Annotated in this window: 21 protein-coding genes; 11 read left to right on the top strand and 10 right to left on the bottom strand. The window is 69.4% G+C overall.

Translation table 11 applies throughout. The annotated features are described in order from the left end of the window. Positions 1-305: 305 nt before the first annotated feature. From aroF to D7Y21_RS08560, 8 genes are all read left to right on the top strand, one after another. Positions 306-1,202: a 3-deoxy-7-phosphoheptulonate synthase gene (gene aroF, locus D7Y21_RS08595; protein ID WP_083892159.1), complete on the top strand. Its 897-nt coding sequence runs from the start codon at positions 306-308 to the stop codon at positions 1,200-1,202. Then, positions 1,199-1,888 carry a bifunctional demethylmenaquinone methyltransferase/2-methoxy-6-polyprenyl-1,4-benzoquinol methylase UbiE gene (gene ubiE, locus D7Y21_RS08590; RefSeq protein WP_120566149.1) on the top strand — a complete coding sequence of 230 codons (690 nt, stop codon included), beginning with the start codon at positions 1,199-1,201 and terminating at the stop codon, positions 1,886-1,888. Before aroF ends, ubiE begins: the two co-directional genes overlap by 4 nt. Positions 1,889-1,991: 103 nt before the next feature. Then, complete coding sequence (locus D7Y21_RS08585) at positions 1,992-2,468, top strand: shikimate kinase (protein WP_233612027.1); 477 nt, start codon at positions 1,992-1,994, stop codon at positions 2,466-2,468. Then, a complete protein-coding gene (locus D7Y21_RS08580; protein ID WP_121712442.1) occupies positions 2,465-3,715 on the top strand; it encodes a shikimate dehydrogenase in 1,251 nt (416 codons plus the stop codon). Before D7Y21_RS08585 ends, D7Y21_RS08580 begins: the two co-directional genes overlap by 4 nt. Next, positions 3,712-4,731, top strand: coding sequence for a chorismate synthase (gene aroC, locus D7Y21_RS08575; protein ID WP_121712440.1), 1,020 nt, complete (start codon positions 3,712-3,714; stop codon positions 4,729-4,731). Before D7Y21_RS08580 ends, aroC begins: the two co-directional genes overlap by 4 nt. After that, positions 4,728-5,798, top strand: a complete 1,071-nt coding sequence (locus D7Y21_RS08570) for a 3-dehydroquinate synthase family protein (protein WP_121712437.1) — start codon at positions 4,728-4,730, stop codon at positions 5,796-5,798. The genes aroC and D7Y21_RS08570 overlap by 4 nt, the downstream gene beginning before the upstream one ends. After that, complete coding sequence (locus D7Y21_RS08565) at positions 5,795-7,090, top strand: 3-phosphoshikimate 1-carboxyvinyltransferase (RefSeq protein WP_120566229.1); 1,296 nt, start codon at positions 5,795-5,797, stop codon at positions 7,088-7,090. The genes D7Y21_RS08570 and D7Y21_RS08565 overlap by 4 nt, the downstream gene beginning before the upstream one ends. An 86-nt stretch (positions 7,091-7,176) precedes the next feature. Further along, positions 7,177-8,478, top strand: a complete 1,302-nt coding sequence (locus D7Y21_RS08560) for a citrate synthase (RefSeq protein ID WP_120566154.1) — start codon at positions 7,177-7,179, stop codon at positions 8,476-8,478. An 80-nt stretch (positions 8,479-8,558) separates the two neighbouring features. Here the strand turns inward: D7Y21_RS08560 and D7Y21_RS08555 are convergent, their stop codons facing one another. After that, the gene (locus D7Y21_RS08555) at positions 8,559-10,376 is read right to left on the bottom strand and encodes a long-chain fatty acid--CoA ligase (protein WP_199735383.1); all 1,818 of its coding nucleotides are present in this window, start codon (positions 10,374-10,376) and stop codon (positions 8,559-8,561) included. Between the two features lie 95 nt (positions 10,377-10,471). Between D7Y21_RS08555 and D7Y21_RS08550 the strand changes: the two genes are divergently transcribed. The 3 genes from D7Y21_RS08550 (at position 10,472) to pyk (ending at position 13,362) form a co-directional block, all read left to right on the top strand. Continuing rightward, positions 10,472-10,828: a hypothetical protein gene (locus tag D7Y21_RS08550; protein ID WP_233591831.1), complete on the top strand. Its 357-nt coding sequence runs from the start codon at positions 10,472-10,474 to the stop codon at positions 10,826-10,828. 129 nt (positions 10,829-10,957) lie between these two features. Then, positions 10,958-11,752: a bifunctional nuclease family protein gene (locus D7Y21_RS08545; RefSeq protein ID WP_233591833.1), complete on the top strand. Its 795-nt coding sequence runs from the start codon at positions 10,958-10,960 to the stop codon at positions 11,750-11,752. Between the two features lie 209 nt (positions 11,753-11,961). Then, positions 11,962-13,362: a pyruvate kinase gene (gene pyk, locus D7Y21_RS08540; RefSeq protein ID WP_121712435.1), complete on the top strand. Its 1,401-nt coding sequence runs from the start codon at positions 11,962-11,964 to the stop codon at positions 13,360-13,362. Positions 13,363-13,395: 33 nt separating this feature from the next. Here pyk and D7Y21_RS08535 read toward each other — a convergent pair whose 3' ends face one another. The 9 genes from D7Y21_RS08535 to D7Y21_RS08495 all read right to left on the bottom strand — a co-directional run bounded on the left by D7Y21_RS08535 (position 13,396) and on the right by D7Y21_RS08495 (position 22,901). Beyond that, positions 13,396-14,061 (bottom strand): hypothetical protein, encoded by a 666-nt coding sequence (locus D7Y21_RS08535; RefSeq protein ID WP_121712433.1) that lies wholly within the window; start codon positions 14,059-14,061, stop codon positions 13,396-13,398. A gap of 20 nt (positions 14,062-14,081) precedes the next feature. Further along, on the bottom strand, positions 14,082-15,209 hold the full coding sequence (gene carA / locus D7Y21_RS08530) for a glutamine-hydrolyzing carbamoyl-phosphate synthase small subunit (RefSeq protein WP_121712432.1): 1,128 nt from the start codon (positions 15,207-15,209) through the stop codon (positions 14,082-14,084). Then, entirely contained in the window at positions 15,209-16,510 is a 1,302-nt protein-coding gene (locus D7Y21_RS08525; protein ID WP_199735384.1) for a dihydroorotase, read from the bottom strand. The genes carA and D7Y21_RS08525 overlap by 1 nt, the downstream gene beginning before the upstream one ends. After that, positions 16,507-17,400, bottom strand: coding sequence for an aspartate carbamoyltransferase catalytic subunit (locus D7Y21_RS08520; protein WP_121712430.1), 894 nt, complete (start codon positions 17,398-17,400; stop codon positions 16,507-16,509). Before D7Y21_RS08520 ends, D7Y21_RS08525 begins: the two co-directional genes overlap by 4 nt. Positions 17,401-17,476: 76 nt before the next feature. Continuing rightward, positions 17,477-18,724 (bottom strand): signal peptidase I, encoded by a 1,248-nt coding sequence (gene lepB, locus D7Y21_RS08515; RefSeq protein ID WP_121712428.1) that lies wholly within the window; start codon positions 18,722-18,724, stop codon positions 17,477-17,479. Positions 18,725-18,729: 5 nt separating this feature from the next. After that, positions 18,730-20,541, bottom strand: a complete 1,812-nt coding sequence (gene lepA / locus D7Y21_RS08510; RefSeq protein ID WP_120566160.1) for a translation elongation factor 4 — start codon at positions 20,539-20,541, stop codon at positions 18,730-18,732. 178 nt (positions 20,542-20,719) lie between these two features. Continuing rightward, positions 20,720-21,664, bottom strand: coding sequence for an NAD-dependent epimerase/dehydratase family protein (locus D7Y21_RS08505; protein WP_120566161.1), 945 nt, complete (start codon positions 21,662-21,664; stop codon positions 20,720-20,722). 70 nt (positions 21,665-21,734) lie between these two features. Beyond that, positions 21,735-22,694, bottom strand: a complete 960-nt coding sequence (locus tag D7Y21_RS08500) for a UDP-glucuronic acid decarboxylase family protein (RefSeq protein ID WP_014397341.1) — start codon at positions 22,692-22,694, stop codon at positions 21,735-21,737. Between the two features lie 24 nt (positions 22,695-22,718). Continuing rightward, entirely contained in the window at positions 22,719-22,901 is a 183-nt protein-coding gene (locus D7Y21_RS08495; protein WP_014397342.1) for a ribbon-helix-helix domain-containing protein, read from the bottom strand. Positions 22,902-22,984: the final 83 nt, after the last annotated feature.

The raw sequence follows: 22,984 nt of genomic DNA, 5'->3' as shown, positions 1-22,984 counted from the left end.
GCCTCGCCCCACCCCGCCACCGCCTCGCGCGCCACCGGCCGCTCCCAGTACACGGAAGGAACGCCGAGGCTGCCCGCCCCGGCCAATGGATCCACTCCAGGCAGGGGCATCATCCCGGCGACCCATCGCGGGCCCTCAGCGGGACTGAGCGGCGTCATCAGCCATTCTCCTGAACCTCGGGGGATGCGAGTGACATCACCTTCGATTGTCTTCTAAGCGATCTCGGCTATACATGCACCAAGGAGTTCAAAACCGCTTGAACTCCATGGGATCTGAATTCCAGTAACTCCAGCGAGGGAGCCGCCGTGGGAGGCCAGCAACCAGACGACCCAGCCGGGCGGCGTGACCCGGGTGCACACCGCGTCCTTCGCGCAGCGCGTCCAGCCGGCACGCGCGTCCAGGTGGGGGCCGTGGAGGTGGGTGGGCCCGGCTTCGTGGTGATGGCGGGGCCGTGCGCGGTGGAGGGCGCGGAGCAGCTGGAACTGGCGGCCCGCGCGGTGGCGCAGGCGGGGGCGCACCTGTTGCGCGGGGGCGTGTTCAAGCCGCGCACCAGTCCGTACGCGTTCCAGGGCATGGGGGAGCCGGGGCTGAAGCTGTTGGTGGACGCCGGACGGCGCCACGGCCTGCCAATCATCAGCGAGGTGATGGAAACCGAGCAACTGCCCCTCATGGCGCAGCACTCGGACATCCTCCAGGTGGGCGCGCGGAACATGCAGAACTTCGGGCTGCTGCGCGCGCTGGGGAAGCTGCGCAAGCCGGTGCTGCTCAAGCGCGGGCTGTCCGCCACGGTGCAGGAGTGGCTCAACGCGGCCGAGTACATCCTGGCGGGCGGCAACGAGCAGGTGATGCTCTGCGAGCGCGGCATCCGCACCTTCGAGACCGCGATGCGCAACACGCTGGACCTGGCCGCGGTGGCGTGGGCGAAGGAGCGCACGCACCTGCCGGTCATCGTGGATCCGTCACACGCCACGGGCATCCCGTCGCTCATCGCACCCATGTCGCTGGCGGCGGCGGCCTGCGGGGCGGATGGATTGTTGATTGAAGTCCATCCCCGGCCGGAGCAGGCGTTGTGCGACGGTCAGCAGGCGATGTCGCCCGGGGATTTCGCTACGTTGATGCAACGGCTGCCGGGCGTGCTCGCCGCGGTGGACCGTCACCTTTGGACGCCGGCGGGGCCGGCACAGATCGCGGGGGCGCGATGAGCACCGAAGTCCGTCAGATGTTCTCCTCCATCGCCACGCGCTACGACGTGACGAACGAAGTCCTCTCCTTCGGCATCCACCGGCTGTGGCGGCGCACGGCGGTGAAGCTCAGCGGCGCGAAGGAAGGCAGCCAGGTGCTCGACTGCGCCACCGGCACGGGCGACCTGGCGCTGTCGTTCAAGCGCAAGGTGGGCTCCACGGGCCGCGTGGTGGGCACGGACTTCTGCCCGGAGATGCTGGAGAGCGCGCCGGCCAAGGCGGCCAAGGCGGGCCTGGACGTGGAGTTCCAGGTGCAGGACGCCATGTCGCTCACCTTGCCGGACAACAGCTTCGACGTGGCGTCCATCTCCTTCGGCATCCGCAACGTGGATGATCCGGTGAAGTGCCTCCAGGAGATGGCGCGCGTGGTGCGCCCCGGAGGCCGCGTGGTGGTGCTGGAGTTCGGCCAGCCCACGGGCCCGTACGGCGCGCTGTTCCGGTTCTACAGCAAGACGGTGATGCCGGCGATTGGCGGCCTGCTCACGGGCAACCGCGCGGCGTACCAGTACCTGCCCCGCACCGCCGCGGCCTTCCCCGCCGGCGAGCGCTTCCTCTCCCTGATGGACCAGGCCGGCGCCTACTCCGAGCGCGCCGCCCACCCCCTGCTGTTTGGAACCGCCTACGTCTATGTCGGAACCGTCCGTTGAGGCGCGGCGCCTCCTTGTCTCGCAAGTCGTCGCGTCGGTAGACCCCAGACTCCAGCAGGTGCTCCAGGGGGCTCTTTCGTCCCCGGGGCCCTGCCCCCGCCCCGTGGGCGAGCAGACCGTCGTCATCGCGGGCCACCGCGCGGCCGGCAAGACGCGCCTGTTGCCGCTCGTCTCGAAGCTGCTCGGACGTTCTGGCCTGGACCTGGACGCGGAGCTGGAGCGCCGGCACGGGCGCCCGCTCCGCTCCTGGGTCGCGGAGTCCCCCACCACCTTCCGCGCCGCCGAGCGCGAGACGCTGGGCCTTCTGCCCCAAGGCAGCGTGGTGGCGGTGGGCGGAGGCTTCCTGTCGCACCATCCGGAGGCGCTCGCGGGGCACTTCACGCTCGTCGTCCCCGTCACCTTCGACACGTACCGCGAGCGGCTGATGGCGGACACCACGCGCCCGCGGCTGCGCACGGATGTGTCGCTGGAGGAGGAGCTCCACTCGCTGTTCCATGAACGCGAGGCAATGCACGCCCGCGTCCCCACCATCTCCCTGGCGGACTTCCTCCGGGGCTGTCTTGCCCAGGAGCCCGCATGATGGCCACCCGGCGCATCATCACCCTGCCCCCCACCCTCACCGGCGCGGATGCCGTCACCTTCGCGCGCGACGGCCTCAAGCGTGGCGCGGACGTCATCGAGGTGCGGACCGACCTGCACGCGCCCGGTGACATCGATCCGGACGCGCTCGCCCGCGTGATGCCGCTGCTCGTCTCCGAGCGGGGCAAGCCGCTGCCCGCGCCGTGGGTCCAGGCCGCGTGGCGCGTGGACCGCGACGTGGAGCGCGCGCAGGACATGGACGCGCCGCCGGGGAAGCTGCTCGCGTCGCACCACGCGGAAGGACCGCTGACGACCGCGGAGGCGCTCCGGCGCTGGTCCCGCCCCATTCCGCCGGACGCGCTGGTGAAGCACGTGGAGCCCATGGACGGGCCCGCGCACCTGGACGTGCTGCTGGAGACGCAGGCCGCGCTGTCCCAGCGCTTCGGCGCCGAGCGAGTCACCGTGCTGGGCATGGGCCCCGTCGCCATCCCGGCGCGCGCGGTGCTCTCGCGCAGGAACGGCCTGGAGTACGTGGCCATGGGCGGCCCGTGGACGGCGGCCCCGGGACAGCGCCTGCTGGACGACGTGGTGCGCGAGCACCGCAAGGCGAAGGACCCGCACGCGCTCCGCCTGGGCATCCTGGGCACGGCCATTCCGCACTCGCGCTCGCCGCGCATCCACCGCCAGCCGTTCGACCGCATCGACCTGGCCGAGGACGCACCGGTGGAGGCGGTGGTGGACGCGATGCTGCCGCACTACGCGGGCTTCGCCGTGACGAGCCCGTTCAAGATGCGGCTCGCGAAGCACACGGGCTCGTCGCTGGAGGCCATCAACACGCTGGTGCGCCGGGGCTCGCGGTGGGAGTCCTTCAACACCGACACGGAAGGAGCGCGCGCGGTGCTCAAGCGCCTGGGCTCGAAGGACGTGGCGGTGCTGGGCGACGGCGGTTCCACGCAAGCGCTGCGGCTGGTGGCCGCTGAACACGGGCTTGCCCTGCGGGTCGTCAAGCGCGCGGAGATACAAGCCCCGCTGTCCGGGGATTGGGTCTGGACGTGGCCGGACCGCGTGGCCGCCCCTGAAAACCTGAGATTCCAGGGGGCACGCGTGGCGGTGATCGCATACGGTGCTCCCGGCCGGCGCGTCGCCGCGGAGATCGTTCGCCGCGGGGGCACCCCTCTCCTGCTAGGTGCGGCGTGGTTCGTCGCCCAGGCCCGGCGGCAGCGACAACTCTGGGAAACGGCGACATGAATACCTTTGGCACCCTCTTCCGGTTGACGACCTTCGGCGAAAGCCACGGTCCCGCGCTGGGCTCCGTCATCGACGGCTGCCCCGCGGGCGTTCCGCTCACGCGCGAGATGATCCAGGCGGCGCTGGACCGCCGGCGTCCCGGGCAGTCCGCCCTGGTGACCCCGCGCAACGAGCCCGACACCGTCGAGATCCTCTCCGGCGTCTTCCAGGACAAGACGCTGGGCACGCCCATCGCGGCCATCGTGCGCAACGCGAACCAGCGCTCGCAGGACTACAACCAGCTGGCCAGCGTGGACCGGCCGGGTCACGCGGACGCCGTGTGGCGCGAGCGCTACAAGCACCGCGACCACCGGGGCGGCGGCCGCACCAGCGGACGTGAGACGCTCTGCCGCGTCATCGGCGGCGCCATCGCGGAGGCGTACCTCGCGCGCGACCTGCCTTCGATCAGCACCGTGGCCTACGTCTCCCAGGTGGGTGAGCTGGTCGCTCCCGTTCCGGCGCCGGGCCTCACCCGCGCCATGGTGGACGCGCACCCCACCCGCTGCCCGGATGAAGCCGTCCGTGAAGAGATGGCCCGACAGATCCTCGCCGCGAAGGAGGCCGGGGACAGCCTGGGCGGATCCATCGACGTGCGCGTGGAGGGCCTGCCCGTCGGCCTGGGCGAGCCCATCTTCGGCAAGCTCAAGGCGCTCATCGCGCAGGCGCTGGGCAGCATTGGCGCCGTCACCGGTGTCGTGTGGGGCCCGCCGGATCTGCTCCAGCGCCTTGGCCAGCCCGGCACGAAGTTCCACTCCGTGAAGGACGCATACGGCGGCATCCAGGGTGGGCTCGCCAACGGTGAGCCCATGCAGGTGCGCGCCTTCTTCAAGCCGCCCGCGACGCTGGCGGATCACGCCAAGGGCGGCCGTCACGACCCGTGCATCATGCCCCGCGCCGTCCCGGTGCTGGAGGCCATGGTGTCGCTCGTCATCGCCGACCTCGTCCAGCAACTCAACGCCCGCCCCCACTCCGCATGAGCCCGCTTCCTCCCGGTTCCTACAGCCCCCCCAACGACCGCTGGGGTTCCTTCACGAAGCTCGCCGCCCGGCTGCCCGAAGGCAGCGTCGCCGTGGTGGACCGCACCGTCGCGCGCTTCCACCCCACGCTCATCCCCGCCATCGAGGCCCGCAAGCCGCGCGCCATCATCCAGCTGGTCGGCGGTGAGCGCGCCAAGAGCCTCATCTCGCTCCAGAAGGTGCTCGCGGGCGGCATCACGCTGCCGCGCTCCGGCACGCTCGTCGCCGTGGGTGGTGGCACCGTGGGCGACGTGGCCACCGTGGCCGCGCACCTGCTCAAGCGCGGCGTGCGGCTGATGCAGGTGCCCACCACGCTGCTCGCGGCGGTGGACAGCAGCCTGGGCGGCAAGGGCGCGGTGGATCTCGTCGTGCGCGGCCGCGTGGTGAAGAACCCCGCGGGCGTCTTCCACTACGCGGATGAGACGTGGCTGTGCCCGGAGCTGTACGCCACGCTGTCCGACGCGCAGGTGCGCGAGGGCTCCATCGAGGCGTGGAAGATGGTCGCGTCGCTGGATGCGCCCCTCTTCAAACGCTACGTGCGCACGCCGCCGAAGCTGGAGAAGCTGGTGAAGGACGCGCGTGGCCTGAAGGAAGGCGTCTGCGCGAAGGACCCCTACGAGCACCAGGGCCTGCGCCGCGTGCTCAACTTCGGCCACACCTTCGGCCACGTGCTGGAGAGCCTGTCGCGCTTCAAGCTGTCGCACGGCGACGCGGTGGGCCTGGGCATCCTGTGGGCCCTGGACGTGGGCCGGCACCTGGGCATCACCCCGGAGCCCGTGGCGCACGAGGTGGAGCGCGCGCTGGCCCGAGGCCCGGGCGTGCTCGGCCGCGACCGCGCCGCGGAGATCGCCCAGCGCGCGTCGCTGAAGGACGTGGTCGCGCTCCTGGACGCCGACAAGAAGGCCGGCGCCAACGGCGAGCTGCGCATGGTGCTGCTCACCGCCGTGGGCACCGCCGAAGTCGTGGATGTGCTGCCGAAGACGTGGCGGGCCCTGTGGCCCGCCTGGACCCGTGGAGCCCGCCCTTGAGCCACGCCTCGCCGAGCCGCCTCACCGTCGACCCGAGCGCCTTGAGCGCCTCACCGCTCACCCCGCCCGTGTCGAAGTCGGACGCCCAGCGAGCCCTGGTGTTGGGACACCTCACGGGCGCCTGGCCGCTGCCGTCGGTGCAGGCGGAATCGGACGAGGACCTCCCCGCCGACGTGCGCGTGCTGCGCCGGGGCGTGGAGGCCCTGCGCCTTCCCGCGGGCCCCGTGCGCGACGTGGACTGCGCGGACGGCGGCGCCCCCTTTCGCATCCTCGTCACGCAGGCCGCGGTGACGCCCGGCGCGCGCGTGCGCTTCACCGGCACGCCCCGCCTGGGCGAGCGCCCGCACGGCCCGCTCTTCACGTCGCTGAAGCAGGCCCTGGGCCCCGCGGGCCTGACACTCACCGAAGGCGCCCCGTGGCCGGTGGAGCTGCACGCGCCCCAGGACACCACGAAGGCCGCGCCGGTGTTCCGGGTGCCGGGCGCGCAGAGCAGCCAGTACGCCTCCAGCCTGCTGCTGGGCTGCGCGGAGCGCTTCCTCCGGGAGAAGCGCGCGTGGAGCGTGGAGATTGAAGGCACGCTCACCAGCGCCGGCTACATGGACCTCACGGTGGCGTGGCTGCGCCGCTTCGGCTTCACCGTGGAGCAGACCGAAGGTCACTATTCCGTCACGGGTTATCAGGCGCCCGAATCCGTCCCATCACTGCCAGGCGACTGGTCGTCGCTGGGCTACCTGGTGCTCATCGCCTGGCGCACGGGCGGCACGGTGGAGCGCGCGGAGCCCCAGAGCGCCCACCCGGACCAGGCGATCCTCCGGCTGGCCGCTGAAGTGGGTCTGAAGATGCTCCCCTCGGGCGCGCCCAACACGTGGCGCTTCGAGGGCGAAGCCACGGGTGAGCTGCGCGCGACGGGCAAGGAGTGCCCGGACCTGCTGCCCACGCTGGCGGCGCTCGCGTGCGTGCTGCCCCGGCCCACCACGCTCAGCGACGTGGGCATCCTGCGGGTCAAGGAGAGCGACCGGCTGGAGGGCATCCGCACGTTGGTGGCGGCTTACGGCGGCACCACGGAACTGTCGGCCGGAGCCGACAGTGAGTCGCTCCGCATCCTCCCGCCGAAGGTGAAGCCCGCGCGCTTCGCCATGGACAGCCGGGGTGACCACCGCCTGGCGATGTCAGCGGCCACCCTGTGTGTGCTGTCCGGGGTGCCTCTGGATCTGACGGGGCCGGAGTGCGTGGAGAAGAGCTTCCCGGGCTTCTGGCGGCAGCTCGCGCGGGCCGGCGTCCGCTATTCCTGAGCGGGAGCGCGGACCGGAAACTTCGCCTCTAGGACTTATCGTTCTTTTTTGTTGAAAGCGTCTGCCGCCCTGTGAAATCTCCGCCCATGCCCAAGGACACGCTGACCGTCACCGACAATCGGACCGGGAAGACGTACGAGATCCCGATCGAGAACGGCTGTATCCGCACCCCCGACCTGCGCCAGATCAAGACCGGCAGCGACGACTTCGGTCTGATGGGTTACGACCCTGCGTTCCTGAACACGGCGAACTGTAAGAGCGCCATCACCTTCATCGACGGCGACAAGGGCATCCTCGAGTACCGCGGATACCCCATCGAGCAGCTCGCGGAGAAGTCCTCCTTCCTGGAGGTGGCCTACTTGCTGCTGAAGGGCGAGCTGCCCACGCAGAAGGAGCTGGAGAACTTCACGTTCAACGTGACCCACCACACGCTGGTGCACGAGAACATCAAGTCCTTCATCGACGGGTTCCGCTACGACGCGCACCCCATGGCCATGCTGGGCTCCACGGTGGCGGCGCTGTCCGCGTTCTACCCGGACGCGAAGAACATCAAGGACGCGCGCAGCCGTGAGATCCAGATCACGCGCCTCATCGCGAAGATGCCCACCCTGGCCGCGTTCTCGTACCGGCACGCGATGGGCCTGCCGTTCGTCTACCCGGACAACGACCTGTCCTACGTCGCCAACTTCCTGGCGATGATCAAGCGCATCGGCACGAGCGCCTTCAAGGTGCACCCCACGCTGGAGAAGGCGCTGGACGTGCTCTTCATCCTGCACGCGGACCACGAGCAGAACTGCTCCACCACGTCCGTGCGCACGGTGGGCTCCTCGCAGGTGGACCCCTACTCCGCGGTCGCCGCGGGCGTGGGCGCGCTCTACGGCCCGCTGCACGGCGGCGCCAACGAGGCGGTGCTCCGCATGCTCCGCGAGATTGGCAGCAAGTCCGCCATCCCGGAGTTCATCAAGCAGGTGAAGGGCGGCGAGGGCGAGAAGAAGCTCATGGGCTTCGGCCACCGCGTCTACAAGTCCTACGACCCGCGCGCGAAGGTCATCAAGCGCGTGGCGGACGAGGTCTTCGACGTGACGGGCAAGAACCCGCTGCTGGAGATCGCGCTCGAACTGGAGCGCATCGCGCTCGAGGACGAGTACTTCGTGAAGCGCAAGCTGTACCCGAACGTCGACTTCTACTCGGGCCTCATCTACGAGGCGATGGGCTTCCAGGCGGAGATGTTCCCCGTCCTGTTCGCCATCCCCCGCACGGTGGGCTGGTGCGCGCAGTGGGAGGAGATGGTGACGGACAACGAGCAGAAGATCGCCCGTCCCCGTCAGGTCTTCACCGGCGCCGCGCGCCGCGACTACGTGGCCCAGGACAAGCGCACCGGCAAGTAGTCGCCGGTGGCGGTAGCAGCCACTGAAGCACGTAGGGGCGCGGGACTCGAAGCTTGAGTCCCCCGCCCCTTTCGCTTTGCCTACCCGTGGGCGGCGGCGGCCCCGGGCTCGCGGTAGAGCGCTTCGATGACGTCCGCGTACTTCTGCTCCACCACCTTGCGGCGCATCTTCATGCTGGGCGTGAGCTCCCCACCGTCGATGGAGAATTCCCCCGGCAGCACGCGGAAGCGCTTGATGGTCTCGAAGCGCGACAGCTTCGGGTTCACGTCCCGCTCGAAGGCTTCCTGCAGGTGCTGCTGGAGCCGCGCGTCCTTCACCAGCGTGGCCAGGTCCTCCGGCCAGCCCTTCTCCCGAGCCAGCTTCCGCACCCGGTCCGGATCCAGCGTCACCAGCGCCACCAGGTAGTTGCGCCTGTCCCCCACCACCAGCGCGTGGCCCACGGGGGACACGGCCTTGAGCAGCTCTTCGATGTTGGCGGGAGACGTCTTCTTGCCGCCGGAGGTGACGATGATCTCCTTCTTGCGCCCGGTGATGCGCAGGAAGCCCTCGGAGTCCAGCTGCCCCACGTCGCCCGTGTGCAGCCACCCGTCCGCCAGCAGCTCCTGCGTGGCCTCCGGGTTGCGGTGGTAGCCCAGGCACACGTTGCCGCCCTGGACGAGGATCTCCCCGTCCTCCGCGATGCGCACCTCCACGCCCAGCATGGGGCGGCCCACCGTGCCCATCCGGGCGCACTCGGCGGTGCTCACCGTGGCGGGGCCGGACACCTCCGTCATGCCCCACACCTCCAGCAGGACGACGTCGATGGAGGCGAAGAAGTCCAGCACGTCCCGGCCAATGGGCGCCGCGGAGGTGGAGAACAGCTTCGCCTTCTCCAGGCCGATGCGCGTCTTCAACGGCTGGAACACCAGCCGCTGGGCCAGCGCGAACTTGGCCTCCATGAACGACGGGACGCGCTCCTGGCTCAGGATGCGCGTGTTGCGCTCCAGCGCCGTCGCGCGGGCCCACTCCACCAGCCGGCGCTTCAGGGGCGGCTGCGCGGCCAGTCCCTCCTCCGCCTTCGTCTTGAACTTCTCCCAGACGCGCGGCACCGCGAAGAAGACGGTGGGGCGCACCTCCGTGAGGTTCTTGCCCAGGGCATCCAGCGAGTCCGCGAAGTACACCTGCGTGCCCATCAGGAGCGGGCTGTGCAGGGAGACGATCTGCTCCGCGACGTGCGACAGCGGCAGGTACGACACCAGCCGCTCGTCCTCCATGTCCTGGAAGCCCATGGTGTCGCCCAGCTGCTTGGACGTCCAGGCGAGGTTGCGGTGGCTGAGCGCCACGCCCTTGGGCTGGCCGGTGGTACCGGACGTGTAGATGAGCGTGGCCAGCGCGTCCGGGTGGAGCGCGTGGACGCCGTCCCAGTAGGGGGCTTCGTCCGCGTTCGCGCCGGAGGTCAGCACGTCCGTGTAGCGCAGCACGCCTTCGGGCAGTGGCGTGGGCGCGTCCACCACGATGAGGTGCTTGAGCGCGGGCAGCCGCTTCTGGACCTCCAGTCCGGTGGCCAGGTGCTTCGCGTTCTCCACCAGGAGGAAGCGCGCCTCGCAGTGGCCCAGGATGTAGACGAGCTGGTCCACGCTGCTGGTGGTGTAGAGCCCCACCGGCACGCCCCCCAGGGCCATGGCCCCCAGGTCCGCGACGTGCCACGCCTCGCGGTTGAAGCTCAGGATGCCCAGCGGGTCGCCGTCCTGGAACCCCAGCGCGTGCAGCCCCAGGGCGAAGCGCTTGACGCGCTGGGCATAGTCGAACCACGAGGTGGGGACATAGGCGCCTCCATGGCGGGACCAGAGCGCCGGGCGGTGTTCCAGCCGCGCGGCCTGGTCATGGAGCGCATGCAGCATCGTCTTGGGCAGGTCCATCTGGCGAAACGTAGTGGAAGCTCCCCGCCCGTTCTACGCCCCCCCGTCTCAGGCGTTGACAGCATGTTCACCGGCTTTGTATGCCGCGCCCGACCATGAGCATCGACTTCACCTGCCAGAAGTGCGAGGCCAGCTTCGAGTTGGAAGCCCAGGACCTCATCGAGGGGACGGAGAAGATTGTCTGCCCCCACTGCGACGCGAAGGCGCCCGCCAACCTCTCCGAGGACTTCGTCGCCGCGCTCACGGAGATGCGCGCGCAGATCGCCACCCTGAGCAAGAAGTTCGCGGTGACGATGACGCTCGAAGCCGAGGAGCTCGAGGACGAGCTCGACGACGAGGACGAAGACGAGGAGGAGTCCGACGAGGACGAGGACCTCGACGAGGACGAGGACGACGAGGAGTCCGAGGACGACGAGGACTACGACGACGAGGAGCCCGAGGACGACCGCTAGTCGCCTCGCGCCCCTTCTTCCCGGCTGCCCGCCCGCCCTCCAACCGGGTGGGCCAGGGCCCGGGGGCCGCTCGCGACGGCAGAGGGGCGGTGCCCTCCCGGTGAAGGGGGAGGTGCGTAGCTTAGGGATGTGAAAACGTCCAACCGCGCCAACGTCTTCGTCGCTCCGTTCACGGCCGTGGTGCTGGCGCTGGGGGGAGCGTTGTTCCTTCCCGCGTTCGGGATCCCCGGCGCCATCGCCGCCTCCGAGCCGGCGGAAGGGAACAAAGAGAAGCCCTGCGTCACCGAGAAGGGCAGCGACCCCAAGGCCTGCTCGGAGCTGGTGGAGCTGGAAGTGAAGGACGTGGTGCCCTTGATGGAGGCGCAGACGCACGCCGTCGTGCTGACCACCAAGGACGGGGAGACGGTGCTCCCCCTCTTCGTGGACGAGGGCGCGGCGGTTTCCATCGCCTTCCGCCTCGCGGAGCGTCCGCCCCCGCAGCCGCTGTCCCAGGATCTGCTGGACGACGTGGTGAACAAGCTGGGCGGCAAGGTCACGGAGGTCCGCATCGACGACCTGCGTGACAACGTCTACTCCGGCCGCGTCTTCCTCCAGCAGGGCAAGAAGGAGCTGGCGCTGGACGCGCGGCCTTCGGACTCCATCGCCATGGCCATGCATAGCCAGGCCCGCATCCGCGTGACGCGCAAGGTGCTGACCATGGCGGGCATCACCCGCGCGGAGATTGAAGCCCTCCAGAAGCAGCAGGACCTGGGCGTGGGTGGCAGCGGCGGCCTGGGTGAAGAGGACATGGGTCCTCTGCCCCCGCCGCCTCCCATGGGCCCCAGCGCCGGCCACCCGAAGCCTCCCTCGGAGGACATCGGCATGGACCACGCCACGAAGCCGCTGATGGAGCCCATGGGCAAGGGCCAGGAGATCGACCTCTAGCCGTTCGCGAAGAAGCCACCCTGGAACGATGAAAGCCCGGCCCCCCCTCCCAGGGTTGCCGGGCTTTCTTCGTCTCAAGCGTCTGAGAGCCACGAATGGCGTGCGCTGGCTCGCGGTAACTTTCCGCCCAGCGCGTGAAGCGAAGAGTTAGTCCTTCGGGCGCAAGCCTGTCAAGACGCCCACCCCGTGGCGCTAGGATGGGCGGCCTTATGCGCAAGGCGAAGATCATCTGCACGCTGGGTCCGGCTTCGGACTCCAAGGAAGTCATCGAGGGGCTGGTGAAGGCGGGCATGAACGTGGCCCGGCTCAACTTCTCGCACGGGACGCACGACGAGCACCGCCAGCGCGTCCTGCGCATCCGCGCGGTGTCGAAGAAGCTGGGCGTGCCAGTGGCCATCCTCCAGGACGTGCAGGGCCCCAAGGTGCGCCTGGGGCGCTTCGAGGGCGGCCAGCTGATGGTGACGGCCGGCGACACGGTGACGGTGACGACGCGCGCGGTGCAGGGCCAGGGGAAGATCATCCCCACCCCGGTGCGCACGCTGCCCCGGGACGTGGAGAAGGGTCACGAGGTGCTCCTGGATGACGGCCGGGTGCGCCTGCGGGTGCTGAAGGTGAGCGGCCAGGACGTGTCCTGTCGCGTGGAGGTGGGCGGGCTGCTCAAGGACCACAAGGGGCTCAACCTGCCCGGCACGGCCATGTCGGTGCCCACGCTGACGGAGAAGGACAAGGTGGACCTGGCATTCGGCCAGGAGGTGGGCGTGGACTACGTGGCGCTGTCCTTCGTGCGCTCCGCCCAGGACGTGCGCCAGGCGCGGGCGCTGGTGGCGCAGCGCAAGACGCCGATCATCTCCAAGATTGAAAAGCCCCAGGCGGTGGAGAACCTGGACGCCATCGCCGCGGAGTCGGACGGGGTGATGGTGGCCCGCGGCGATTTGGGCGTGGAGATGCCGCTGGAGCAGCTGCCCGCCATCCAGAAGCGCACCGTGCGGGAGGTCAACCGCATGGGCGGCATCGTCATCGTCGCCACGGAGATGCTGGAGAGCATGGTGCTCAACGCCCGGCCCACGCGCGCGGAGGTGTCTGACGTGGCCAACGCCATCCTCGACGGCGCGGACGCGGTGATGCTCTCCGGTGAGACGGCCGCGGGCCGCTACCCCGTGGACTCGGTGGCCACCATGGCGCGCATCGTGGAGGAGACGGAGCGCACCGGCCTCATCACCCTGCCCCACTCCCCCTTCGAGCGCTCCGAGGACCTGGGCACCGGCGTCGCGGCGGCGGCGGTGGCCGCGTCCCGGCAGCTCAACATCGGGACCATCATCGCGTACACGGAGAGCGGCCACTCCGCGCGGCTCATCTCCGAGTTCCGCCCCGGCGCGCGCATCCTCGGCCTGACGCCCAACGCGGACACGGTGAACCGGATGGCGCTGTACTGGGGCGTGACGGGCCACCTGGTGAAGCGCGTCAGCACCACGGAGGCCATGCTCAAGCAGGTGCGCCGGCTCTGTCAGGAGCTGCGCTTCTGCGAACCCGGCGCGCCCTTCATCCTGGTGGCCGGCGTGCCGCTCAACGTGCCGGGCAACACCAACATGATGAGCATCCACCGCATCTGAAGCAGCACGCGGTGGAGGCTCGGGGCAGAAGGCCTACAGGATCTTCTGCTCGAAGTCGTAGATCTTCTCCACGGACAGCTGGCGGTAGCGCTCCACGTTGAGGGCCCGGCGGGCGCACTCCCACACCAGGTCCTTGGCGGGGCGCTCCGGCTCCTTCTTCTTGCGGCGCTTCACCTCGGCCTTGATGGCCTTGAGGGCCAGCGCCGGGTGGTAGCAGAAGGCGGAGGAGAACAGCAGGTGGCCGCCGAAGGGCACCAGGCGCGCCTCCAGCACGTCCCCCGTCTCCAGGCCCGCGATGTGGCGGCGCTCCGTCACGTCGAAGTCCTTGCCGGAGAAGAGCTCGCGCAGGCGCACCATGCCCTTGCCCAGCTTGCGCACCTCGAAGAGGCCGTGGACCGTCTCCGTGAAGCTGCGGAAGGCGTTGGCCTCCTCTGGCGCCGCGGACTGCAGGCGCTGCTCGTACAGCTCCGCGGCCGGCGTCTTGCCCGTGAGCGGCGAGACGCGGTCGTAGAGGTAGTAGTCCAGGAACGACGCCATCCGCAGCTCGAAGAGCTTGTCGTCCTCGAAGACTTCGCCGGTGAGGCGGAAGTACTCCGCCTTGGCCTCCAGCAGGTCCGGCTTGCGCGCCTCCGAGCTGCCGAAGGCGATGAGCTGGTCCAGGTACGGCTGGTACGACAACGGGGTCAGCGCGGTGTCCATGGCCGTTGCGAGCTTTCTTCCTACGAACCCGCCATCAGCGTCGCGAAGCGGCTGAACAGGTAGCGCGCGTCGTGAGGGCCGGGCGAAGCCTCGGGGTGGTACTGCACGCTGAAGGCCCGCGCGTCCGGAACGGCCAGGCCCTCCACCGTGCCGTCATTCAGGTTGATGTGCGTGACGACGGCCTTGCCCTTGAGGCTGGCGTCGTCCACCGCGAAGCCGTGGTTCTGCGCGGTGATCTCCACCTTGCCCGTGGTGAGGTCCTTCACGGGCTGGTTGCCGCCGCGGTGGCCGAACTTCATCTTGTACGTCCGGCCGCCCAGCGCCAGCGCCATGATCTGGTGCCCCAGGCAGATGCCGAACACCGGCACCTTGCCCAAGAGCGCCGCCACCGTGCGGTCCGCGCCCTTCACCGCAGCCGGGTCGCCCGGGCCGTTGGCCAGGAAGACGCCGTGCGGCTTCTTCGCCAGCACCTGCTCCGCCGTGAAGTGGGACGGCACCACCGTCACGCGGCAGCCCACGTCCACCAGGTACTGGAGCATGGAGCGCTTGAGGCCGTAGTCGTACGCGACGACGTCGTACTTCAGCTCCGGCTCCGGGCGCTTGTCACCGGGGGCCAGGAACACGTCCGGCGACGGCGTGGTGAAGACGTAGGGCTCCTTGCAGGACACGCCCGTGGCCAGGTCCAGGCCCTCCATGCCCACGGCAGTGCGCGCGCGCTCAGAGAGGGCGCCAGCGGACACGTTCTCCGTGGAGATGATGCCCGTCTGCGCGCCGTGCGTGCGCAGGTGGCGCACCAGCCGGCGGGTGTCCACGCCTTCAATGCCCACGCGACCGTGGCGCGCGAGGTACGCATCCAGCGTCTCTTGCGAGCGCCAGTTGGAGGGCGTCTTCGTCAGCGAGCGCACCACCATGCCCACCGCATGCGGCAGGCCTGCTTCCTCGTCCGTCGCGTTCGCCCCGATGTTGCCCATCTCCGGGTACGCCATGGTGACGATCTGCCCCACGTACGAGGGATCCGTGAGGATCTCCTGGTAGCCGTACATGGACGTGTTGAAGACCACTTCGCCCACCGTCTCGCCGGAAGCACCAAAGGCGCGTCCCTCGAACGTGGTGCCATCCGCCAGTGCGAGCACCGCCCGCTTCGTCATCACCGCGACTCCTTGAGCTGACCGTCCTCGAACACACACCGGCCGCCCACCCACGTCTGCGTCACGCGACCCTTCAGCGTGCGCCCGTGGAAGGGCGTGTTGCGACTGCGGGAATAGAACCGGTGGGCATCCACCGTCCACTCCTCCGAAGGGGACAAAAGCGTGATGTCCGCCGGGGCACCAGGCGCCAGGTGACCGCCCGGCAGGCCGAATACCCTCGCCGGCCCGTCCGACAAGAGCTCCACCGCCCGGCGCGGGGTGAGCACGCCCTCGTGCACCAGCGCCAGCGTGAGCCCCAGGGCCGTCTCCAGCCCGACGATACCGTTGATGCCCTTCTCGAACTCCACCAGCTTGTCGGACACGCCGTGCGGCGCGTGGTCCGTGGCGATGGCGTCCACCGTGCCGTCCACCAGCGCCTCGCGCAGCGCCTTCACGTCCACGTCACTCCGGAGCGGCGGCGCCATCTTCGCGTGGGTGTCGTAGTCCCCCACCGCCCGGTCATCCAGGGTGAAGTGGTGCGGCGCCACCTCGCAGGTGACGCGCAGGCCGCGCTGCTTCGCCTCGCGGATGAGCCGCACGCTGCCCTCACAGGACACGTGCGCCACGTGCAGCCGCCCCTTCGTCTCCTCCAGGAGCACCAGGTCGCGCGCCACCATGGCCACCTCCGCGGAGGACGGAATGCCGCGCAGGCCCAGCCGCGTGGACGTGGCGCCCTCGTGCATGGCGCCGCCGGCGGACAGGGTGAGGTCCTCCTCGTGCACCATCACCGGCACGTCGAACTGGGTGGCGTACTGGAGCACCCGGCGCATCAGGCCCGCGTTCATCACCGGGCGGCCGTCGTCGGTGAGGGCCACGCAGCCGGCGCCAATCAGCTCGCCTGCTTCCGACAGCTCCTCGCCCTTGAGCCCCTTGGTGATGGCGCCGGCCGGGTACACGTGGCACAGGCCCGCGTCCCGAGCGCGCGACAGCACCAGCTCCGTGACGAGCGCGCTGTCGTTCACCACCTTGGTGTTGGGCATGGCGACCACGCCGGTGAAGCCGCCCGCCACCGCCGCGCGGCAGCCGGTGAGGACCGTCTCCTTGCCCTCTTCTCCCGGCTCGCGCAGGTGCACGTGCAGGTCGATGAAGCCCGGCACCAGCCACTTGTCGGTGGCGTCCACCACCCGCGCGTCCTTCGGCGTGGGCAGCGGGGCCTCCGACAGCTGAGCCACCCGGCCGTCCGTCACGAGCACGTCACGAACGCCGTCCACGCCATTGCGCGGGTCGATGACGCGCGCCCGCTGGAAGAGCACCGTGGTCATGATGCGCATGCCTCCAGGACGGCCCGGCGCACCGCGACGCCGTTGGCCACCTGCTCCAAAATGACGCTGCGAGGCCCGTCCGCCACCACCGGCGACAACTCCACGCCGCGGTTGATGGGGCCCGGGTGCAGCACGAGTGCGTCCGGCTTCATCCGCTCCGCGCGGGCGGGCGTGATACCGAACAGCCGCGAGTACTCCCGCTGGGACGGCAGGAAGGCTTCCGACATGCGCTCCGTCTGCAGCCTCAGGCACATCACCGCGTCCGCCTGGGGCAGCACGGCGTCCAGTTGGTGCGTCACCTCTCCGCCCATCTCCTCCAGCCCTGGCGGCAGGAGGGTGGGCGGTCCGCAGAGCACGACCCGGGCCCCCAGCGCCTTCAGGCACAAGAGATTGGAGCGCGCCACGCGGCTGTGCAGCACGTCGCCGACAATCAGCACCGTGCGCCCGTCCAGGCGGCCCCAGCGCTGGCGCAGGGTGAAGGCGTCCAGCAGGGCCTGGGACGGGTGCTCATGCGCGCCGTCGCCCGCGTTCACCACCGCGCACTTCACGTGCCGGGCCACGAGCCCCGGCGCGCCGGAGGAGCGGTGGCGGATGACGATGACCGCCGGCCCCATGGCTTCGATGTTGCGCGCGGTGTCCAGGAGCGTCTCCCCCTTGGACACGGAGGAGCCCGCGTAGCTCCAGTTGAGGACGTCCGCGCCCAGCTTCCGCGCGGCCACCTCGAAGGAGGAGCGCGTCCGGGTGGAGTCCTCGAAGAAGAGGTTCGCCACGACGCGGCCCCGCAGAACGTGCGAGGCATCCGGTCCGCCGGGCAGGTGTGCCTGGGCACGGTCGAGCAGCGCTTCCAGCTCGTCCCGCCGCCAGCCTGCGATTCCGAGAAGATGTCTCATGGGCCGGGGCCGCCGCGTACCGCGCGCCGCACGTTGCGTCAAGCACGGCGCGTGGTGGCTGTCCGGCCAGCGTCCGTCAGCGCACCGGTTCGAAGAAGCGGTCGACCCGCAGGCCCGTGCCGCCAAACAGGTTGCCCAGCAGGCCGCCCCAACCGAGCGACAGCCAGACGACCATGGCCTTGCCCTTGATGTGGCCGTACGGCACGTAGGCGACCTCGGCGCCGCCCGGGCCGCCCAGGTTGTAGCGGCTGTCCGCGCTGTTGTCCCGGTTGTCGCCCATCACGAAGACGCTGTTGGCGGGCACCGTGTAGGGGCCCTCGTGCTCGCGGCCCGGCAGGCGCATGGGGTGCTGGAGCGACGAGTGCACCACGTCGCCCAGGGTCTCCCGGTAGAGCACCTCTTCCTGGTCGAACCAGCGGCCCGTCAGGTCGTCCTGGTTGTGCACCACGTAGTCCGGCGTCACCAGCGTGCGCGGCTGCGGCTCGCCGTTGATGCGCACCACCCCGTCGACGATCTCCACCGTGTCGCCGGGGATGCCGATGACGCGCTTGATGAAGTCCTTGGACTCGTCCACCGGGTTGTTGAAGACGATGACGTCCCCGCGCTTCGGCTCCCGCACGATGCGGAACGGGACGAAGTTCGTGTACGGGATGCGCACCCCGTAGATGAACTTGTTCACGAAGACCTGATCGCCAATCTGCAGCGTGGGCAGCATGGAGCCGGACGGGATGCGGTACGGCTCGATCAGCACCGTGCGGATGACCACCGCGATGAGCAGCGCCTTGCCGAAGCCGCCCAGGAAGTCCCACACGGACTGCTTGCGGTACGCGCCCAGGTGCTCCTGGGTGAGCTTCTCCAGCGCCTGCGTCTCCGTGCGCAGCAACTCCGCGTTGCCCGCCACGGACGCGGACTCCACACGCAGGGCCTGCTCGGTGATGCGCTCGCCCACGGCCGGGGACACCTTCGTCCCCAGGCGCGCGAGGATGCGCTCGTCCTCGGAGATGAGCTCGTGCGCCTCGTGGCGCAGCGTGCGCAGCAGCGATTCCTTCCGGGAGGCGTTGCGCCACACCAGCAGCCCGAAGAAGGCCACCACCATCAGCAGGCCGAAGCCCTTCATCAGGGGCTGGGCCCAGGACGCGGTGCCGGGCGCCATCTCGATCAGCGTGACGTACGGGATGAACGCCAGGCCCACACCGCACAGCGGGGCCCAGAGGCTGGTGAGCAGTTCGCGCCACATCAGCTGGCGGCGGGCCTTGAGCTGCTCCGGAGTGCGGCGCGCGGCCATGGCCGCTCCCAGCTTCATGGAAGGACTGGCCGTGCTCATAGGGCTTACTGCTCCGTCTTGAGGACCGCGAGGAAGGCTTCCTGCGGAATCTCCACCGTGCCCACCTGCTTCATGCGCTTCTTGCCCTCCTTCTGCTTCTCCAGGAGCTTGCGCTTGCGGCTAATGTCGCCGCCGTAGCACTTGGCAAGGACGTTCTTGCGCATGGCGGAGATCGTCTCGCGGGAGATGATCTTCGCGCCGATGGCGGCCTGGATGGCCACCTCGTACATCTGCTTGGGAATCACTTCCTTGAGCTTCTCGCAGACCTCGCGGCCGCGCAGGTACGCGCGCTCGCGGTGCACGATGACGGAGAGCGCGTCCACCGGCTCCCCGTTGATGAGGATGTCCAGCTTCGCCAGGTCCGCTTCCGCGTAGGAGGACAGCTCGTAGTCCAGGCTCGCGTAGCCGCGCGACACGCTCTTGAGCCGGTCGAAGAAGTCGAAGACGACTTCCGCCATGGGCATCTCATACGTCACCTGCACGCGGGTGCCGCTGGAGCCCAGGTACTTCATGTCCTTCTGCACGCCACGCCGGTCCTGGCACAGCTTCAGGATGGCGCCCAGGTGCTCGTTGGGCACGTGGATGTGACAGGTGAGGATGGGCTCCTCGAACTTGGTGATGTTCTGCGTCGGCGGCAGCTTCGCCGGGTTGTCCACCAGGAGCACTTCATCCTTGGTGGTGGTGATGCGGTAGACCACCGACGGGGCCGTCGTGATCAGGTTGAGGTTGTACTCGCGCTCCAGGCGCTCCTGGACGATCTCCATGTGGAGCAGGCCCAGGTAGCCGCAGCGGAAGCCGAACCCCAGCGCCGTGGACGACTCCGGCTCGTAGGTGAAGGCGGAGTCGTTGAGCGTGAGCTTCGCCAGCGCGTCGCGCAGGTTCTCGTAGTCGGACGAGTCCACCGGGAAGATGCCGGAGAACACCATCGGCTTGACTTCCTTGAAGCCCGGGAAGGGCTGCTCGGTGGGCCGCGCCTCCTCCGTCACGGTGTCGCCGACCTTCGCGTCCTGCAGCTCCTTCACGTTGGCGACGAGGACACCCACCTCGCCCGCCATGAGCTGCGTCACCGGGCGCGAGAACGGGCTGAACACGCCCAGCTCCTGCACCTCGAAGACCTTGTTGTTGCTGAACATCTTGATCTTCTGCTTCAGCTTCAGCGTGCCTTCCAGCACGCGCACCAGCGTCACCACGCCCCGGTAGTTGTCGTACCAGGAGTCGAAGATGAGCGCCTTGAGCGGCGCGGACGGCGAACCCGTGGGCGGCGGCACGCGCTGCACCACCGACTCCAGGATGTCGTGGATGCCGATGCCCTCCTTCGCGGAGGCCGGCACCGCGACGGACGCGTCGATGCCGATGACGTCTTCAATCTCCCCGCGCGTGCGGTCCACATCCGCGGAGGGCAGGTCGATCTTGTTGATGACCGGGATGATCTCCAGCTCGTGTTCCAACGCCATGTAGACGTTGGCGAGCGTCTGCGCCTCCACGCCCTGCGTCGCGTCCACGACGAGCAGCGCGCCCTCGCACGCGGCGAGGCTGCGGCTCACCTCGTAGGCGAAGTCCACGTGTCCCGGCGTGTCGATGAGGTTGAGGACGTAGTTCTGGCCGTCCTTGGCGGTGTACGTCATCCGCACGGACTGGGCCTTGATGGTGATGCCCCGCTCTCGCTCGATGTCCATGTTGTCGAGGAACTGGGCCTGCGCCTCACGCTTGGTCAGCGTGCCTGTCTTCTCCAGGAGGCGGTCGGCCAGCGTCGACTTTCCATGGTCGATGTGGGCGATGATGCAAAAATTGCGGATGTGCGCGTTTTCAGCCGGCATGGTCAGGGCGCTCGTCGGTCGCGAAGCGGGCGTAGGTAACACCGAACCGCCTGAAAATCCACGACCGGCGCACACCTGCCCGCCGGGCACTCCACCCGCCTGACGCCCGGCATTACCTCGATGCGCCCCCCGGCATCCAGCCCGGGGGGACTCGAGCGGCGCGCAGGCGGCCCGCCCTTCAGCCCCGGGCGCGGACAGGCCCCGCGGCCTGGTCGCGGAAGAACTGAATGGTGTGGCGCAGGCCCTCCGCCAGCTGCACGGACGGCTCCCAGCCCAGCACCTTCTTCGCGTGTGCCGCGTCGATGCACGAGCGCAGCTGCTCGCCCGGCTTGCCCGGCGCATGCGCGGCCTTCAGCGAGCTGCCGCCGGCCTCCGCGATGAGCTCGTAGAGCCGGTTGATGTCCGTCTCCACGCCGGTGCCGATGTTCGCGGCGCCCACGTAGTCGCTCTGGAAGGCTAGGTAGTTGGCGCGGGCCACGTCCGGACCGAAGACGAAGTCACGCGTCTGCTTGCCCTCGCCGAAGATGGTGCAGCCCTGCCCCGCGATGACACGCTGGCTGAAGATGGCCACCACGCCCGCCTCGCCGTGCGGGTTCTGCCGGGGGCCGTACACGTTGGCGTACCGCAGGGCGACGTACGGCAGGCCGTACTGCGCCCGGTAGTAGCCCAGGTACAGCTCGCCCGCCGCCTTGGAGACGCCATAGGGCGACACCGGCCGCTGGGGGTGGTCTTCACGGGCGGGGAAGTAGTCCTGCTCGCCGTAGATGGCGCCGCCGGTGGAGCTGAAGATGACCTTCTTCACGCCGGACTGGCGCGCGGCCTCCAGCAGGTTCGTCATGCCGCGGATGTTCACGTCCGCGTCGAAGCCGGGGTCCTCCACGCTGCGGCGCACGTCCATCTGGGCGGCCAGGTGACAGAGCACCTGGGGCTTCTCCGTGCGGATGAGCTCCGCGGCTTCCGGGCTCCGGATGTCGTGCACGGCCAGCCGCACGCGCGGATCCAGGTTCTCCTTCTTGCCGCTCGACAGGTTGTCCAGCGCGATGACCTCATGGCCATTGCGCAGGAACTCATCGCACACGTGCGAGCCGATGAAGCCCGCGCCGCCCGTTACCAGGACTTTCACGCCGTTCTCCCCAGGCCCGGCCGCCACGGGCCCGGGCCGTCTACCTCGCGTTCACTCGCGCGCGGCCAACCTAAGTCCCAGAGGGGCGAGCGGCAACCTCACGGAAGTAGGCGATGGTGTCCCGCAAACCATCCTCCAGCTTCACCTTGGGCTCCCACCCCAGCAGCGTGCGCGCGCGGGTGATGTCCGGCTGACGCTGCTTCGGATCATCCTTGGGCAGCGGGTGGTAGACGATCTGCCTACCCCCACCGGCCGCCTCGCGCACGGCCTCCGCGAACTGCTTGATGGTCATCTCGCGCGGGTTGCCGATGTTCACCGGGCCCCGGACGTCCGACAGCACGAGCCGCACCAGGCCGTCCACCAGGTCCTTCACGTAGCAGAACGAGCGCGTCTGGCTGCCGTCCCCGAAGACGCTGAAGTCCTCGCCCTTAAGCGCCTGGCCCACGAAGGCGGGCACCACGCGGCCGTCGTTGAGGCGCATGCGCGGGCCGTAGGTGTTGAAGATGCGCACGATGCGGACGTTCACGCCGCGGCTGCGCTCGTACGCGGCGCTGATGGCCTCCGAGTAGCGCTTGGCCTCGTCGTACACCGAGCGCGGGCCAATGGGATTCACGTTGCCCCAGTAATCCTCCTTCTGGGGGTGCACCAGCGGGTCGCCGTACACTTCCGACGTGGAGGCCATGAGGAACACGGCCTTCTTCTTCTCCGCCAGCTTCAGCGCGTTCTCCGTGCCGATGGAGCCCACGCGCAGCGTTTCGATGGGGAGGTTCGCGTAGTCGATGGGCGACGCGGGCGAGGCCAGGTTGAGGACGAAGTCCACCGGCCCGTCCACCTCCAGCCCCTCGGTGATGTCCTGGTTCACGAACTGGAAGCCCGCGCGCGGCTTGAGCGTGCGGACGTTCGCTTCGTTCCCGGTGATGAGGTTGTCCACCGCGAGGACGGACTCCGCGCCGTCATCCAGCAGCCGCTCACACAGGTGCGAGCCCACGAATCCGGCCCCACCCAGCACCACCGCCCGCTTGCCACGCATGCTCGTCACGTCACGCCTCGTTCTTCAGGAGAGTTCGTCGAAGGTTGCCTGGCCCGGCAGCTGCGCTTTGTACTTCTCCAGCACCAGGTCGATGCCCTGCCGGATGTATTCGGCCACGGGCACCTTCGTCTTCTGGTTCAGCGCCTTGAGCAGTTCGTTCTGCTCCGGAGTGATGTAGATGGTGGTGCTGACTTTCTTTCGGGCCATGGCGATACGTGAAAATATATGGAATGACGTGGCCTGCGAAAGCACGGAAGTGAAGCGGCGCGAACATGGCGCCCCACCTGCTC

Origin of the sequence: Corallococcus sp. AB045, assembly GCF_003668895.1 — a bacterium.
Classification (GTDB): Bacteria; Myxococcota; Myxococcia; order Myxococcales; family Myxococcaceae; genus Corallococcus; species Corallococcus coralloides.
The sequence above is the reverse complement of the archived record's forward strand: the minus strand, read 5'-3'. Positions and strand labels throughout refer to the sequence as shown.

What these genes read in the sequence shown, in the direction of transcription:
- ubiE (WP_120566149.1), top strand. Translation starts at nt 1,199, where the DNA reads ATGAGCACCGAAGTCCGTCAGATGTTCTCCTCCATCGCCACGCGCTAC.
- D7Y21_RS08580 (WP_121712442.1), top strand. Translation starts at nt 2,465, where the DNA reads ATGATGGCCACCCGGCGCATCATCACCCTGCCCCCCACCCTCACCGGC.
- aroC (WP_121712440.1), top strand. Translation starts at nt 3,712, where the DNA reads ATGAATACCTTTGGCACCCTCTTCCGGTTGACGACCTTCGGCGAAAGC.
- D7Y21_RS08570 (WP_121712437.1), top strand. Translation starts at nt 4,728, where the DNA reads ATGAGCCCGCTTCCTCCCGGTTCCTACAGCCCCCCCAACGACCGCTGG.
- D7Y21_RS08560 (WP_120566154.1), top strand. Translation starts at nt 7,177, where the DNA reads ATGCCCAAGGACACGCTGACCGTCACCGACAATCGGACCGGGAAGACG.
- D7Y21_RS08555 (WP_199735383.1), bottom strand. Translation starts at nt 10,376, where the DNA reads ATGGACCTGCCCAAGACGATGCTGCATGCGCTCCATGACCAGGCCGCG.
- D7Y21_RS08550 (WP_233591831.1), top strand. Translation starts at nt 10,472, where the DNA reads ATGAGCATCGACTTCACCTGCCAGAAGTGCGAGGCCAGCTTCGAGTTG.
- pyk (WP_121712435.1), top strand. Translation starts at nt 11,962, where the DNA reads ATGCGCAAGGCGAAGATCATCTGCACGCTGGGTCCGGCTTCGGACTCC.
- D7Y21_RS08535 (WP_121712433.1), bottom strand. Translation starts at nt 14,061, where the DNA reads ATGGACACCGCGCTGACCCCGTTGTCGTACCAGCCGTACCTGGACCAG.
- carA (WP_121712432.1), bottom strand. Translation starts at nt 15,209, where the DNA reads ATGACGAAGCGGGCGGTGCTCGCACTGGCGGATGGCACCACGTTCGAG.
- D7Y21_RS08525 (WP_199735384.1), bottom strand. Translation starts at nt 16,510, where the DNA reads ATGACCACGGTGCTCTTCCAGCGGGCGCGCGTCATCGACCCGCGCAAT.
- D7Y21_RS08520 (WP_121712430.1), bottom strand. Translation starts at nt 17,400, where the DNA reads ATGAGACATCTTCTCGGAATCGCAGGCTGGCGGCGGGACGAGCTGGAA.
- lepB (WP_121712428.1), bottom strand. Translation starts at nt 18,724, where the DNA reads ATGAGCACGGCCAGTCCTTCCATGAAGCTGGGAGCGGCCATGGCCGCG.
- lepA (WP_120566160.1), bottom strand. Translation starts at nt 20,541, where the DNA reads ATGCCGGCTGAAAACGCGCACATCCGCAATTTTTGCATCATCGCCCAC.
- D7Y21_RS08500 (WP_014397341.1), bottom strand. Translation starts at nt 22,694, where the DNA reads ATGCGTGGCAAGCGGGCGGTGGTGCTGGGTGGGGCCGGATTCGTGGGC.
- D7Y21_RS08495 (WP_014397342.1), bottom strand. Translation starts at nt 22,901, where the DNA reads ATGGCCCGAAAGAAAGTCAGCACCACCATCTACATCACTCCGGAGCAG.